This window comes from Weissella sp. ESL1177 (assembly GCF_058107185.1).
Genome location: NZ_CM176591.1, coordinates 1,446,354 through 1,460,172, shown reverse-complemented (window position 1 = coordinate 1,460,172; position 13,819 = coordinate 1,446,354). Strand labels below are relative to the sequence as shown.

Below are 13,819 nucleotides of genomic sequence, written 5' to 3'. Positions count from 1 at the left end.
CGCTAGTATATACTAAAAAAGTTGTTTCAATGGGAAAAATGCAACAAAAACATCAAGTGAACACGACCGGTATGACAATACATCTAGCACCAAGTAACTCCACGTCAGATCGTATTTTGATTAATGGTCGTTATTTTCAATATCGAGGTATTGATTTAAATTTAGGGGATACCGTACGTATTCGACAACAAGTTGGTAATTTTGTTATTGTCGACAAAACATTGGGAAATTTATTATGCAATCAACAGATAAAAGTTAGGCATGAGATATAAGACGAGATGTGTTAATTGATGATAACAAAGCACAAGCTGAAACAGCTTTGCAACACTTGTTTAACGATGTTGCACCACGCTTTGAGAATCGCGCCTATAAAGTGTGAGGTTTTTTGCTATATTAGTAATCATTGCCTGTCAATTTTAAAAAAGTACCTAAGTTGTTAGAATATGAGCAAGGGTCGCATTAAATAATTTACGCGTGAGTACTGCTGGTATATACTAAAATAAAAGTTTATTTTGGGGGTAATAGCATGGCAAAGAAACGCAATACGAATACAACAGGAATGACAATTCATTTAACACCAAGTAATTTTACGTTAGATCGTATTTTGATTAATGGACGTTATTTTGAATATCGCGGTGTTGATTTAAAGATGGGGGATACTGTTCGTATTCGACAACAATTAGGTAAGTATGTGGTTGTTAATAAAGAACATACGATTGGCAAGAATTACTATGCAATATAATTTTGATAATCGTTTATTGCATACGACCATAAAATTATCAGAGAAAAATTTTTCAGATAATTTTATTCGTTTAAATGGGATTTATTACCAAGTAAAATCAAAACAAGATTTGAGTTGGGGCGATGAGGTAATGGTAATTGCTATTCAAGGGAACACGGTGTATTTAGAGAAGGGGCTAACGGATGACGATATTATCTAGCATTATCTTTTTGATTATATTTATTTTTATTATGTATGTCTTATTTTCAAGTATTCGTATCATTCCACAAAATATGGTAGGTATGGTATCGGTCTTAGGAAAATACAAGAATCAGATTACGCCAGGTATCCATTTTACTATGCCAGTGATTACACATGTTGATAAGGTTGACTTAGCACAAGTCCCACTTAGTTTAAGTGAACAAAGTGTTATTTCACAAGACAATGCGGAGGTTATTATTTCTCTGTCAATGAACTATCATGTGACAAATCCATATAAATTTACCTTTGAAAATGCAGATTCAGTTAAGTCGATGGTGCAACAATCGCGAGCACATCTTCGTGGTATTATCGGTACCATGGATTTGAATGATGTTTTGAACGGGACGGAACGTATTAATGCAGCACTTAGTCGTGAGTTAGGTTCAATTACTGACGCATATGGTGTTAATGTCGACCGTATTAATATAGATACGATTCAGCCAACGCCTGAAATTCAAGAATCTATGAATAAGCAGATTAATGCAACACGAGAACGTGAAGCTGCAATTGCAAAAGCTGAAGGAGAAGCTCGCTCAATTGAATTGACAACAAAGGCACAAAACGATGCTTTAGTTACGACTGCCGAAGCAAAAGCAAAGGCTGTGCGTTTGGCAGCTGATGCAGAAGCCTACCGTATTCAAATTGCTAATGATGCATTGGAAAAGGTTGATAATAATTACCTTGTTGCGCAAAATATTGATGCTTTTCGTGAAGTTGCGAAGGGTGATACAAATACGGTTGTCGTACCTAATACGGCAATTGATGCGTTAGGTAATTTAACGATTGCAAAAGAAATGTTACAAACAAAACCAATAAAGTAATAGCTATCATATAAAATTACAGTCAATAATGAAATTGTTGTCTATAAAAAGATCGTCAATCTAACGAGACTGACGATTTTTTTATTGTCATATGATATTATTTTGGTCGCATAATGTTAATTATGACGAGCATGTTTTGCTAAAAGATCACCAACAAATTGAATGATAACAATGAATAGCAAAATAATAATTGTTGCTAACCACATCACATCATTTTGGAAACGTTGGTAACCAGTAACGATGGCAGTTGTTCCAAGACCGCCAGCACCGATAGCACCAGCCATAGCAGTTAAACCAACTAAACTAATCAACGTCACTGTTGAAACACGGATTAATTCAGCGCGCCCTTCACGAAGATAAACATCAGTAATGATATCCCAATTCGTTGCACCAAATGATCGTGCGGCCTCTACCTTACCACTTTCAACACCAAGTAAGGCAACTTGTACTTGCCGGGCGTAGAAAGGAAAGACACCTAGTGACAGGGGAACAAGGGCAGCAGTTGTACCAATCGTTGTACCGACAATCAATTGTGTTAGGGGTGAGAAGGCAACAACCATGATAATAAACGGAATCGCACGACCAACAGAAACAACTTTATCTAAAATTTGAAAGACAGTCCGGTTAGGTGCAATGCCATCATCAGATGTTAAGACTAAACCAACACCGAATAAAAGACCGATAATACCACCAATGATAGCAGCACCGACTGTCATGTAGATGGTCTGCCAAATTGCAATACCCCAGCCATAGTCACCAGACCAGCCAAGTGCATAAACATTTGGTAAATGTTCTTCAATCCATCCAATCATTAATTCGCACCTCCTTGTAGTTCAGTGATTGCAACGCCATGATCTGTGAAACTAGCCTTTGCTGTTGCACGTTGCGATTCTGTTCCTTTAAAAATGGCAATTGCAATACCAACGGGCGTTTGTGTTAGTATTTCCATATTTGAATATAGAATATTTGTTGTGACACCATAATCGGCATAAATCGTTGAGAGTAATGGTTGGGCAGTATCCGCACCAACATAGCTGATTTTGATTAGTTCTTCATCATCAGATAGCGGTTGTGCTGACAATAGTTCATTAACTTTGATAATGGCTTCATCTAAGTTCGTTGCCGTATTGATAAAGTCTTTGGTCAATTGTTGTTGTGGGTTAGTAAAGATTTCTAGTAATGAGCCGCGTTCAATAATCGTACCATTTTCCATAACTGCTACTTTATTAGCAGCTTCTTTAATGGCTTGCATTTCGTGCGTAATGAGGACGATCGTTAGTCCTAATTCTTGATTTAACTTCTTTAGCAGAGCCAAGATTTGATTAGTTGTTCTAGGATCCAAAGCGGATGTTGCTTCATCAGAAATCAAAATCTCAGGATCATTTGCTAAAGCACGAGCAATGGCAACACGTTGTTTTTGACCACCTGATAATTGACTAGGATAGTTTTCTGCTCGGTCATCTAAGCCAACTAACGTCAATAATTTGTTGACTTTTTCTTTTTTGTCACTTTTTGACAAATCAGAATGCTTTAATGGTTGCGCAACATTCCCATAGATTGTCAGCTCATTCATCAAGTTAAAATGTTGAAAAATCATACCGATCTTTTTACGTTGGTCACGTAATGCTTTAGGTGATAGTGATAACATATCTGTTCCGTTGACAGTTACTGAACCACTTGTTGGACGTTGCAATAAGTTAATTGTCCGTACGAGTGTTGACTTACCAGCACCGGAATAACCGACAATCCCATAAATGTCCCCTTTTTCAACATCAAGCGATTCATTTTGGACAGCGACAATTTCACGTTTTTTCTGTTTAAACGTCACGTTAATATCTTTTAATGAAATAACAGCCATATTCTTCTCCTACTTTTGATATGTATTGAGAGGTCAGTGGTAACCTGGCACTCTCATAATAATGGTCGTGGCTTACTTTAACTTGATGTCCCAAGCAGGAATTTCGGCCTTACCCCAAGTATCCTTTAGATACTTTTTTGTTTGCTTGCTTTGGTAAGTTTTAACAACTTCTTTATATTCTTTCTTGTTTGCATCATTCTTACGAGCGGCAATAATGTTGATCCATTGCTTTGTCTTCTTGTTGATTGGCTCAACATAGATGGCAGAATTCAACTTTAACTTTGCCTCCTGGGCAAAATTGGTGTTGATGACCGCACCGTCAGTTGACTTTAGAGCAGATGGTCCTTGATCAGCAGCAACTTCCTTTAGCTTTAGATTCAACTTATTTGACTTAATATCTTTAATTGTTGGGAGACTGACATTCTTCTTCAAGGTGATCAATCCAGCTGATTGTAGTAATGTTAAGGCACGTGCTTCATTAGTACCATCGTTTGGTACGGCAATTGTATCACCCTTTTTAAAGTCTTTGACATCTTTGTACTTTTCTGAGTAAAGACGAATAGGGGTAATGAATGTCTTACCAATAGGCTTCAACTTGTTACCATTTGACTTATTCCAATTATTTAAGAAGTAGATGTGTTGGAACGCGTTCAAATCTAATGAACCATCAGCAACAGCTTTGTTTGGTTGGTTGTAGTCAGTGAACACCTTTGTTTTAACCGTCAAATTATATTTTTTTTGTGTTGTTTTGTTAATTTGATCCCATAATTTCTTATCACTTGTACCGACAATACCAACAGTCACTGTTTTTTTTGATGCGGCATTTGCTGTTATTGGTGCTAATGTGCCTGCTGCAAATGTACTAATTGCCAAAACGGCACCAATCTTTAACCCTTTACGCATAAGACTAACTCTCCTCATTTTATATAAAAATATGATTACCAAAGTGGTTGCAAGTATGTCAGAAAAAATAGGAATAAAAAAACTCGTCCCTATCTTGATTATGTGTATAATCTGATAGAAACGAGTCTCGTGTTACCATTCTACTTTATTTTAATCATTACTAATTAAAACCTTAGCAACGAGCGGGCAGTGAGCGATATGATGCTATGCCGATTCGTGTGTCTATTAACGTAGACCATTCCGTCGCTAATTTATAGACTTGCTACTCATTAACGCCAATCACAGGCCATTTTCAATCAACGTGTTTTCGAACAGCTCCCACCAAATACTGTCTCTCTAAACGATACACAATCAATTTACTTTCCTGATCAACTTGTTTATCTTTTCTGAAATACTTATTCGTATTTTAGATGATGTTATTAGAGCTGTCAACACTTTTTCTAAAGTTTTCTTCATGAATAATTAAAATAATAACAACAAGTACAAATAATGGTGCTATAAATAGGGCAGCTTGGTTAAATAAGTGGATTGCAAAATAAGCAATGATTGCTGAAAAGAAGAATGCTAAAATAACTGGTGCGACCCGACCAGCACGTTGTAGCGCTGTTGAGTCATGATATAACCAACCATTAGTTAAACCACTACCAAGTGTCCGTAAATTACCAGTACTCAAAATTGTCATATAAGGCATACCATGAATTTTATTAAAGGTATCTGCTTGAATGGCCATAAAGAAAGCTAATAAAGGTAAAATAATATTTGCTGAAAATGAATCGTACTCTAAAATAGCAATTAAAAATAGGCCCAAGCATTCAACGAGTAAGGCAATTAGCGTATGCGAGTATCGACGTTGATTTGCGAAAGCTTTTAAAATTTGATTACTTGCAGCACCCAGTAAAAAAGCAAAGACAGGCCAAAAATAAATAAACGCATGCGCCCATTTACCACCAGCAATATTTAAGCCGACTTGTAAAATATTACCACTTTGAAAACTAGCAAAACGCATGTCATGGGCAGAAAAAGTATATGAATCAATAAAACCGGCAGTCGCAGCAAGTAACATACCTGCGCGACGTGATTCTTTCATCGGATATGACCGATTAAGCATGGGATTGTATCCTTTCATGAGGTATTCTATTAAATATTTAATCAGTATACCACCTGTTAGAAATATAGAGCTGACTTTACACCCTTTAATTTGTGGTAAAATATTAATTAATAAAGAGATGAGGAGTAATTTGTTATGGCTTTAGCATATCCAGATGATAGCTTGGCACTACACACTGATGCATACCAATTATCAATGATGCAAACCTATTTTATGAAGGGTATCCATGAGCGTAAAGCAGTTTACGAAATGTATTTTCGTAAGATGCCTTTCGAAAATGGTTATGCAGTTTTTGCAGGTCTAGAACGGTTAGTTGATTTTTTGAATGACTTACATTTTTCTGACAGTGATCTTGACTATTTACATGCAACAGGAGAATTTAACGACGAATTTCTAAATTATTTGAAAAATTGGCGTTTTAAAGGGACAGTGCGGACACCGCATGAAGGAGATGTTGTTTTCAATAACGAACCAATTGTGCAAGTTGAAGCGACTGTTTTTGATGCCCAGTTAATTGAAACGCCATTATTAAATATTGTTAACTATCAAACATTAATTGCAACTAAGGCATCACGTATTCGTTCCGTGGTTGGTGATCAAACATTGATGGAATTTGGTTCACGTCGTGCGCAAGAAATGGATGCTGCGATTTGGGGAACTCGTGCCGCCTATATTGGTGGTTTTAATGCGACATCAAATGTGCGTGCAGGTAAGTTATTTGGAATTCCAATTTCAGGCACCCATGCACACAGTTTGGTACAAGTTTATCGTAACGATTATGAAGCCTTTAAAGCATATGCTGAAACGCATCACGATGTTGTCTTCTTGGTCGATACTTATGATACCCTAAGATCAGGTGTGCCAGCGGCAATTCGAGTTGCCAAAGAAATGGGTGACAAAATTAACTTTATTGGTGTGCGCATTGATTCAGGTGATTTAGCATATGTCTCAAAGGGTGTTCGCAAGATGCTTGATGAAGCTGGTTTTCCAAATGCATCAATTGTGGCTTCTAACGATTTGGATGAATCAACCATTAAGAGTTTGAAATTTCAAGATGCAAAGATCGATACTTGGGGTATTGGTACAAAATTAATTACAGCCTACGATCAAGCTGCTCTAGGTGGTGTTTATAAAGTCGTGTCAATTGAAGATGAAAATGGTGAGATGACCGATACCATTAAAATTTCAGGTAGTGCTGAAAAAATTTCAACACCTGGTCAAAAGCAAGTTTGGCGTATTACACGTAATTCTGATGGTAAATCACAAGGTGATTATGTGGCTTTGTGGGAAGAAAATCCACAAAACTTACCAGAAGGTTTATATATGTTCCATCCAAGTTATCCATATTTGAATAAAACGGTTGTTGACTATACTGCGCGACCAATTTTGCAAGATATCTTTGTTGACGGTGAGTTAGTTTATCAATTGCCAGCCTTAGATGATGTGCGTGCATTTGCAAAACGGCACATTGATTCATTATATTCAGAATATCGACGAGATATGAATCCACAAGAATATCCAGTTGATTTATCACAAGCAGCGTGGGATCATAAAATGAATCTGATTAAGGAAACACGTGATTACGTTGATCAAATCAATCCAACAGAATAAAGTTTTACGTTTCATAAGGAGGTTTTTTTATGCGACCATTGCAAGAAAAAATTATTAAAACGCTTGGTGTTCAACCAACAATTAATCCAGCATCTGAGATCAAACGATCGGTCACTTTATTAAAGGATTATCTTAAAGCAACAGGGCTAAAGTCCCTTGTGCTAGGTATTTCCGGTGGTCAAGATTCAGCACTTGCTGGTAAATTAGCGCAATTTGCTGTAGAGCAGTTACGTGAGGAAACGGGTGATGGTGAGTATCAATTTATTGCGATGCGCTTACCATACAATGAACAGTCTGATGAGTCAGATGCGCTAGCAGCCATTAAGTGGCAGGAAGCTGATAAAACAGTGACAGTCAACATTCAGGAATCAGTGCTAGGTGTTGTACACCAATTAGAAGCAGCTGGTGTTCACGTCACTGATTTTAATAAGGGTAATATCAAAGCTCGTGAACGGATGATTGCGCAATATGGTGTGGCAGCTGCCTATAAGGGTGTGGTCATTGGGACTGATCATGCTGCTGAAGCATTGGCTGGTTTTTATACGAAGTTTGGGGATGGTGCGGCTGATGTGACACCGTTGTACCGTCTGAACAAGCGTCAGGGTAAGCAACTATTAGCTTATCTTGGTGCACCAACGCGTCTTTATGAGAAAGTACCAACGGCTGATTTAGAAGAAGATCGCCCAGCATTGCCAGATGAACTCGCATTAGGTGTAACCTATGAAGCGATTGATGACTATTTGGAAGGTAAAACAGTTTCTGAAGCAGATGCTCAACAAATTGAGCGTCTATTTACATCAACGGAACACAAACGTCGTCAACCGGTCACTGTTTTTGATGAATGGTGGCGCTAATTAAAAAAATGACAGTCTGATAATTATGTCAATGAGGTGGATACCTCGTACCATGACATATTGTCGGACTGTCATTTTTATTGGAAATTATTTTGCTGCCCAATCAATAGTGGGTTGTGTCTGTAAAATTTGGTCAATTTGCTTTAATTCTGCCTCGCTAAAAGTCAAGTTATCAAGGGCTTTAACATTATCAACCAATTGTTCTGGCCGACTAGCGCCAACAATGACACTTGCAATTTCTGGTTCACGTAAATCCCAAGCTAAGGCCATTTCAGATAGCGTTTGCTGGCGCGCTTTTGCCACGTCATTTAGTCGTTGTACGGTTTGAATCGTTGCAGCAACTTGTTGTGAATGTAAGAAAGGACTGCTTGTTTTGGCAGCTCGTGAATTTTCAGGAATACCATGCAAGTACTTGTCTGTTAATAATCCTTGTGATAGTGGGCTGAAAACAGCCGCAGCTTTACCTGCTTGCCGTAAAACAGGGAGAAGATCTGTTTCAATACCACGATTGAACATGTTATAGCGTGGTTGATGGACGATAAAGGGTGTTTGTAAGTCATTGAAGATATCTAGAATGGCTTGTGTTTGATTACCAGAATAATTGGAAATACCAATATAGAGAGCTTTACCGGATTTAACTAATTGATCAAGGGCTAACGCTGTTTCTTCAACGGGTGTTTTTGGATCTGGTCGGTGCGAATAGAAAATATCAACATAGTCTAATTTTAAACGATGTAAACTTTGATCAGCGCTTGCAATGATGCTTTTCTTAGATCCCCAATTACCATAAGGACCTGGCCACATGTCATAACCAGCTTTACTGGCAATGACCATTTCATCACGGTACGCATGCATGTCACCATGTATGATCTGGCCAAAATTCTTTTCAGCACTACCTGGAATAGGACCATAATTATTAGCGAGATCATAATAAGTTATCCCTAAATCGAATGCCTGATGAATGATTGCTTGTTGATTTTCAAAAGGATCAACACTGCCAAAATTATGCCAAAGGCCCAAACCTAGCGCTGATAATTTTAAACCACTTTTGCCAACTCGGTTGTAAATCATGTGGTCATAGCGCGTTTTCTTTGCTTGATACATGTGTGAGAATCCTCCTAATTAAATGTTTGATGTATCCGTTTTCATTGTAGCGGTTAATCATCACTGTGTCCAAATTAGTTGACTGCTATTTTATGTTAAAATGTAAAAGATAACTCATTGTTTTAAAAAGAAAGGGACACGCATATGATTAAAATGTTTAATACGATGACACTGGCTAAGGAACCATTCCAGCCAATACATGAAGATACAATCAACATGTATGTCTGTGGTCCCACTGTATACAATTATATACACATCGGGAATGCGCGTTCAGCGATTGCTTTTGATACGATTCGTCGATATTTTGAGTATCGTGGTTATAAAGTCAATTATGTGTCAAATTTTACAGATGTTGACGATAAGATGATTAAAGCAGCTGATGAACAGGGCATCACTGTCTCTGAATTAGCAGATAAATACATTGCCGCTTTTAATGAAGATACAGCAGCATTAAATATTAAACCAGCAACAGTGCGGCCACGTGCAACTGAGCATATTCCAGAAATTATTGATTTTGTCGCTGACTTGATTGCGAAGGGTTATGCCTATGAATCAGCAGGTGATGTTTATTATCGTGCAAAAAAGTTTAAAAACTATGGTGCGTTAGCGCATCAAGACTTAGATGAAATGACGTCTAATGCAGCTGGCCGTTTGGATGATACCGAATTGGCTCGTAAAGAAGATCCTATGGATTTTGCAGTATGGAAAAGTGAAAATGGTGACGGGGCCATTTCATGGGAGTCACCATGGGGCAAGGGTCGCCCAGGATGGCATATCGAGTGCTCGGTGATGTCAACGAAATACTTAGGTAATCATTTTGATATTCATGGTGGTGGGATTGATTTAGCATTTCCACATCATACAAATGAAATTGCGCAAAGTGAAGTGCATACGGGTGAAAAATTTGTGAACGAATGGTTACATAATGGTTTTGTGACTGTTGGAGATGAGAATGAAAAAATGTCTAAGTCATTAGGTAATTTTGTGACGGTGCATGATTTATTACAACAAATTGATGATCCTATGGTATTACGCTTTTTTATGACGTCTACGCAATATCGACGTGCCATTGCATATTCAGATGATCATATGTCACAAGCAGCACAAAATTTGGCCCGTATTCGTACGGGATATCGAAACTTACAATTCCGTTTGGCAACAGCAGGTGTTGGTGATGATCAAACCATTGCTAATCAGGTTAAGACGTGTGTTGACCAGTTTGAAACGGCTATGGATGATGATTTTAATACACCGAATGCTTTAACAGCCATTTACGAGTTAGTCGATTTAGCAAATCAATATGCACAGGAAGAAATTGTATATCAAACATCTGCTAAGCTGATTTTGGATACTTTGGCAACTTTGATGAGCATCTTTGGTGTTGATGGTTTAGCACAAGATGAGTTGCTAGCAACGGATGTAGAAACGTTAATTAATGAACGTCATGAAGCACGAGCAAATAAGAATTTTGCACGCTCAGATGAGATTCGTGATATGCTTGCTGAGCAAGGGATTATCTTAGAAGATACGCCTCAAGGGACACGTTGGCACCGTCATTAGTTATTGATGATAAAAACAAAGAAATCTAATTTTATGGTTGACAGGCTAGTGAATAAGATTTAGCATAGCCATATCGACTGAGAAGAGATGGGTGTAACAAAATCATGTTTTAGAGAGTTAGTGGTTGGTGTAAACTAACAGATTGATTGTTGCCAGATGGTCTTGGAGTCATCATGACATGAGCAAATGACAAGTGCCATTCGGGGAACGTCCGTTAAAGCGTTTAGAGGATAAGTGAAACTTATTAAACTCGGGTGGTAACACGTGGTAACGTCCTGTAATCAGTGATGATTGCGGGACGTTTTTGTTTGATGTCGGCTGGTTAAATTTTAGGAAAGTACTAACGAGGAGGATTTTAACATGGCAGAAGTTGAGAGTTTTACATTAGATCACACAAAGGTACATGCACCATATGTACGTAAGATTGAAACACAACAAGGACCAAATGGGGGACAGATCGTAAATTATGATTTACGTTTGACACAACCTAATGAGACAGCAATTGAAACAGCAGGAATTCATACGTTAGAACATTTGTTTGCTAGTCTAGTACGTGATGAATTAGATGGTATCATTGATATTTCACCATTCGGTTGCCGCACGGGCTTTCACATCATTAGCTGGGTAGATTACTCACCAACTCAAGTTGCTGAAACATTTACCCGTGTATTACGTAAAATTCGTGATGAAATAACTTGGGATGATGTGCCAGCTACGACCGCTACAGAATGTGGTAACTTTAAGGACCATAGTTTGCATTCAGCAAAAGAGTGGGCCAACATTATTTTGTCACAAGGCTTTTCTGACGATCCTTATGTCCGTCATGTGGTTGAAGCTTAACAGTAAATAGAATCATTTATAAAAGTTGGTCAATACCTGGTATGTTGGGTGTTTATCAACTTTTTTAAGTATTGATCAAATGCAATTCAAGACCTTTAAGCTGAAAAAAGTTAGCATAAAGCATATAATATTAAAAAATTAGTAGTTTCTAATCGTTATTTTGATTTACTAGTTAAGAACGGGGGAAATGTGATGCCAAAAATTAGTGACGTTTTTCAAGAATACGGCTTTAAGGATGATCGTTTAACTTTACTAGCAGGGCCGTGTGCCATTGAATCATATGAAACATGTGCAACAGTTGCCGAGGAACTAAAGCAGATTACGGATGAACTAGGGATTAATTATGTTTTTAAGTCATCATTTGATAAGGCAAATCGTAGTGCGATTTCATCTGATCGTGGTGCAGGGATGAAAAATGGACTTAAAGTGCTACGTGAAATTAAAGAGACGTATCACGTCCCAATTGTGACAGATGTCCACGAATCTTATCAATGTGCGCCAGTTGCTGAGGTTGCTGATGTGCTACAGATTCCAGCTTACTTGAGTCGTCAGACTGATTTATTGTTAGCTGCTGCTAAGACCGGTCGCGTAGTAAATATTAAGAAAGCTCAGTTTATGGCACCCGAAGATATTCAGAGTGCAGTGAATAAGGTTGCTTCACAAGATAATGAGCATATTTTAGTTACTGAGCGTGGTACGATGTTTGGTTACCATCAATTAGTAGTTGATATGACGAGTTTAATCCAAATGCGTGAAACTGGTTATCCAGTCATTTACGATGCAACCCACTCAGTTCAAATTCCAAGTGGCTATGGTAATCATTCTGGTGGTAATCGTGATTACGTCTTTCCACTCATGCGTGCTGCGTTGTCAATTGGTATTGATGGTATCTTTGCGGAAGTGCACCCAAATCCACCCGAGGCAATCTCAGATCAAGATAGTCAACTTTATCTATCAAAGGCACGACCAATCTTAGAAGAAGCCAACAAATTATTCCAACAACAACTTGAGAATAAGGCGGTGTATGCGGATGAAAACTTATTATAAAGATGCGAAACAGACGTTTAATACAGAAATAGCAGCTTTAGAAAAAGTGCGTGATGCCTTAGATGATAGTTTTGATCAAGTTGTGACAAAAATTCTTCAGACCACGGGTCGATTGATTTTTATTGCAATCGGTAAGTCAGGTATCATTGCTGAGAAAATTGCGGCTTCGTTCTCTTCTATTGGGACACCCAGTTTCTTTATCGATGCAGGAAATGCTTTCCACGGTGATTTAGGACGTGTTGCTGCTGATGACTTGGTATTCTTTGTGTCAAATAGTGGTGAGACAGAAGAAGTTCTCCAAACATTTTTTGCACTGCAACAAATTCACGGTAAAGATTTACAAACAGTGGCGTTAACTGGTGATGCTGAATCAACACTTGCAAAGCAAGCGCTGTACCCACTAATTGTTGATGTTGCTGTTGAAGCTGACATAACGAAATTAGCACCCACAAGTTCGACAACAGCAACATTAGTCGTTGGAGATGCGTTATTGATTGCGATTGAAAAAGAAAAGAAGTTTACTCGTGATGACTTTGCATTGTATCATCCAGGTGGTTCAATTGGTAAATTGTTAATGCAGAATGTTAAAAATGTTATGCATACCAATATTCCATATGTGCAAACAGATACCCCAATCAATGATGTTATTTATCGGATCAGTGATTTTGGTATTGGTATGACGTTGGTAAAGGATGCTGATGAGCGCGTTATTGGGATTGTGACTGATGGTGATATTCGTAAGAAAATTTTGAATATTACAAAGGTCAAGTCATCGACTGCTGCGGATTATATGACCAAGGGCTTTATTAGTATTAATGTGAATAAGCGTAATAGTACTGCCTGGAAGAAAATGGCTTCGCATAATATTTCAAACTTAGTTGTTGAAGATGGTGATGAAGTCGTGGGTGTGTTAACGATTCATGATGTCCTCGATGAATAAATTAAAAATTTTTTTGCGTGTCATAGCAATACGTTAAACGATTTAACCAAAATATTTTAATAAGTAAACTGTTTACCAAGTGTGATGAACATGCTATATTAATGTTAATCATTAATAACCTTTAAATGTAGTCCAGTGAGGCTATCCAAGGTCATGTTAGTTGGTAAACAATTAGAAACAGGATAATTGTA

Annotated in this window: 15 protein-coding genes and 1 other annotated feature; of the genes, 10 read left to right on the top strand and 5 right to left on the bottom strand. The window is 37.8% G+C overall.

Features of this window, described 5'->3' with window-relative positions; translation table 11 throughout:
• Nucleotides 1–29 precede the first annotated feature (29 nt).
• The 4 genes from AC3B5D_RS07080 (at nucleotide 30) to AC3B5D_RS07065 (ending at nucleotide 1,803) form a co-directional block, all read left to right on the top strand.
• Nucleotides 30–272 (top strand): hypothetical protein, encoded by a 243-nt coding sequence (locus AC3B5D_RS07080; RefSeq protein WP_489840725.1) that lies wholly within the window; start codon nucleotides 30–32, stop codon nucleotides 270–272.
• A 254-nt stretch (nucleotides 273–526) separates the two neighbouring features.
• Nucleotides 527–742: a hypothetical protein gene (locus AC3B5D_RS07075; protein WP_489840726.1), complete on the top strand. Its 216-nt coding sequence runs from the start codon at nucleotides 527–529 to the stop codon at nucleotides 740–742.
• On the top strand, nucleotides 732–941 hold the full coding sequence (locus tag AC3B5D_RS07070; RefSeq protein WP_489877066.1) for an NfeD family protein: 210 nt from the start codon (nucleotides 732–734) through the stop codon (nucleotides 939–941). The genes AC3B5D_RS07075 and AC3B5D_RS07070 overlap by 11 nt, the downstream gene beginning before the upstream one ends.
• A gap of 31 nt (nucleotides 942–972) precedes the next feature.
• On the top strand, nucleotides 973–1,803 hold the full coding sequence (locus tag AC3B5D_RS07065) for an SPFH domain-containing protein (protein WP_489841185.1): 831 nt from the start codon (nucleotides 973–975) through the stop codon (nucleotides 1,801–1,803).
• A 116-nt stretch (nucleotides 1,804–1,919) separates the two neighbouring features.
• On the opposite strand, the gene AC3B5D_RS07060 is transcribed toward AC3B5D_RS07065, so the two are convergent.
• The 4 genes from AC3B5D_RS07060 to AC3B5D_RS07045 form a co-directional block, all read right to left on the bottom strand.
• Nucleotides 1,920–2,615, bottom strand: a complete 696-nt coding sequence (locus AC3B5D_RS07060) for a methionine ABC transporter permease (protein WP_489840728.1) — start codon at nucleotides 2,613–2,615, stop codon at nucleotides 1,920–1,922.
• Nucleotides 2,615–3,661 (bottom strand): methionine ABC transporter ATP-binding protein, encoded by a 1,047-nt coding sequence (locus AC3B5D_RS07055; RefSeq protein ID WP_489840729.1) that lies wholly within the window; start codon nucleotides 3,659–3,661, stop codon nucleotides 2,615–2,617. Before AC3B5D_RS07055 ends, AC3B5D_RS07060 begins: the two co-directional genes overlap by 1 nt.
• A 72-nt stretch (nucleotides 3,662–3,733) precedes the next feature.
• Entirely contained in the window at nucleotides 3,734–4,564 is an 831-nt protein-coding gene (locus AC3B5D_RS07050; RefSeq protein WP_489840730.1) for a MetQ/NlpA family ABC transporter substrate-binding protein, read from the bottom strand.
• A gap of 113 nt (nucleotides 4,565–4,677) precedes the next feature.
• Nucleotides 4,678–4,945, bottom strand: a binding site (T-box leader).
• A gap of 25 nt (nucleotides 4,946–4,970) precedes the next feature.
• Nucleotides 4,971–5,672, bottom strand: a complete 702-nt coding sequence (locus tag AC3B5D_RS07045) for a YoaK family protein (RefSeq protein ID WP_489840731.1) — start codon at nucleotides 5,670–5,672, stop codon at nucleotides 4,971–4,973.
• Between the two features lie 135 nt (nucleotides 5,673–5,807).
• Here AC3B5D_RS07045 and AC3B5D_RS07040 point away from each other — a divergent pair, with 135 nt between their 5' ends.
• Both AC3B5D_RS07040 and nadE read left to right on the top strand, forming a co-directional pair.
• The gene (locus tag AC3B5D_RS07040; protein WP_489840732.1) at nucleotides 5,808–7,283 is read left to right on the top strand and encodes a nicotinate phosphoribosyltransferase; all 1,476 of its coding nucleotides are present in this window, start codon (nucleotides 5,808–5,810) and stop codon (nucleotides 7,281–7,283) included.
• Between the two features lie 29 nt (nucleotides 7,284–7,312).
• Entirely contained in the window at nucleotides 7,313–8,137 is an 825-nt protein-coding gene (gene nadE, locus AC3B5D_RS07035) for an NAD(+) synthase (RefSeq protein ID WP_489840733.1), read from the top strand.
• Nucleotides 8,138–8,224: 87 nt separating this feature from the next.
• On the opposite strand, the gene AC3B5D_RS07030 is transcribed toward nadE, so the two are convergent.
• Nucleotides 8,225–9,241, bottom strand: a complete 1,017-nt coding sequence (locus AC3B5D_RS07030) for an aldo/keto reductase (RefSeq protein ID WP_489840734.1) — start codon at nucleotides 9,239–9,241, stop codon at nucleotides 8,225–8,227.
• A 144-nt stretch (nucleotides 9,242–9,385) separates the two neighbouring features.
• On the opposite strand from AC3B5D_RS07030, the gene cysS reads away from it, so the two are divergent.
• From cysS to AC3B5D_RS07010, 4 genes are all read left to right on the top strand, one after another.
• On the top strand, nucleotides 9,386–10,801 hold the full coding sequence (gene cysS / locus AC3B5D_RS07025) for a cysteine--tRNA ligase (protein WP_489840735.1): 1,416 nt from the start codon (nucleotides 9,386–9,388) through the stop codon (nucleotides 10,799–10,801).
• Nucleotides 10,802–11,161: 360 nt separating this feature from the next.
• Nucleotides 11,162–11,641, top strand: coding sequence for an S-ribosylhomocysteine lyase (locus AC3B5D_RS07020; protein ID WP_489840736.1), 480 nt, complete (start codon nucleotides 11,162–11,164; stop codon nucleotides 11,639–11,641).
• A gap of 192 nt (nucleotides 11,642–11,833) precedes the next feature.
• Nucleotides 11,834–12,688 carry a 3-deoxy-8-phosphooctulonate synthase gene (gene kdsA / locus AC3B5D_RS07015; protein WP_489840737.1) on the top strand — a complete coding sequence of 285 codons (855 nt, stop codon included), beginning with the start codon at nucleotides 11,834–11,836 and terminating at the stop codon, nucleotides 12,686–12,688.
• Nucleotides 12,672–13,628 (top strand): KpsF/GutQ family sugar-phosphate isomerase, encoded by a 957-nt coding sequence (locus AC3B5D_RS07010; RefSeq protein WP_489840738.1) that lies wholly within the window; start codon nucleotides 12,672–12,674, stop codon nucleotides 13,626–13,628. The genes kdsA and AC3B5D_RS07010 overlap by 17 nt, the downstream gene beginning before the upstream one ends.
• The last annotated feature ends 191 nt before the right edge of the window (nucleotides 13,629–13,819 follow it).

Bases quoted from the DNA above. Each gene is read 5' to 3' on its own strand.
- AC3B5D_RS07080 (WP_489840725.1), top strand. From the start codon at position 30: ATGGGAAAAATGCAACAAAAACATCAAGTGAACACGACCGGTATGACA.
- AC3B5D_RS07075 (WP_489840726.1), top strand. From the start codon at position 527: ATGGCAAAGAAACGCAATACGAATACAACAGGAATGACAATTCATTTA.
- AC3B5D_RS07070 (WP_489877066.1), top strand. From the start codon at position 732: ATGCAATATAATTTTGATAATCGTTTATTGCATACGACCATAAAATTA.
- AC3B5D_RS07065 (WP_489841185.1), top strand. From the start codon at position 973: ATGTATGTCTTATTTTCAAGTATTCGTATCATTCCACAAAATATGGTA.
- AC3B5D_RS07060 (WP_489840728.1), bottom strand. From the start codon at position 2,615: ATGATTGGATGGATTGAAGAACATTTACCAAATGTTTATGCACTTGGC.
- AC3B5D_RS07055 (WP_489840729.1), bottom strand. From the start codon at position 3,661: ATGGCTGTTATTTCATTAAAAGATATTAACGTGACGTTTAAACAGAAA.
- AC3B5D_RS07050 (WP_489840730.1), bottom strand. From the start codon at position 4,564: ATGCGTAAAGGGTTAAAGATTGGTGCCGTTTTGGCAATTAGTACATTT.
- AC3B5D_RS07045 (WP_489840731.1), bottom strand. From the start codon at position 5,672: ATGCTTAATCGGTCATATCCGATGAAAGAATCACGTCGCGCAGGTATG.
- AC3B5D_RS07040 (WP_489840732.1), top strand. From the start codon at position 5,808: ATGGCTTTAGCATATCCAGATGATAGCTTGGCACTACACACTGATGCA.
- nadE (WP_489840733.1), top strand. From the start codon at position 7,313: ATGCGACCATTGCAAGAAAAAATTATTAAAACGCTTGGTGTTCAACCA.
- AC3B5D_RS07030 (WP_489840734.1), bottom strand. From the start codon at position 9,241: ATGTATCAAGCAAAGAAAACGCGCTATGACCACATGATTTACAACCGA.
- cysS (WP_489840735.1), top strand. From the start codon at position 9,386: ATGATTAAAATGTTTAATACGATGACACTGGCTAAGGAACCATTCCAG.
- AC3B5D_RS07020 (WP_489840736.1), top strand. From the start codon at position 11,162: ATGGCAGAAGTTGAGAGTTTTACATTAGATCACACAAAGGTACATGCA.
- kdsA (WP_489840737.1), top strand. From the start codon at position 11,834: ATGCCAAAAATTAGTGACGTTTTTCAAGAATACGGCTTTAAGGATGAT.
- AC3B5D_RS07010 (WP_489840738.1), top strand. From the start codon at position 12,672: ATGAAAACTTATTATAAAGATGCGAAACAGACGTTTAATACAGAAATA.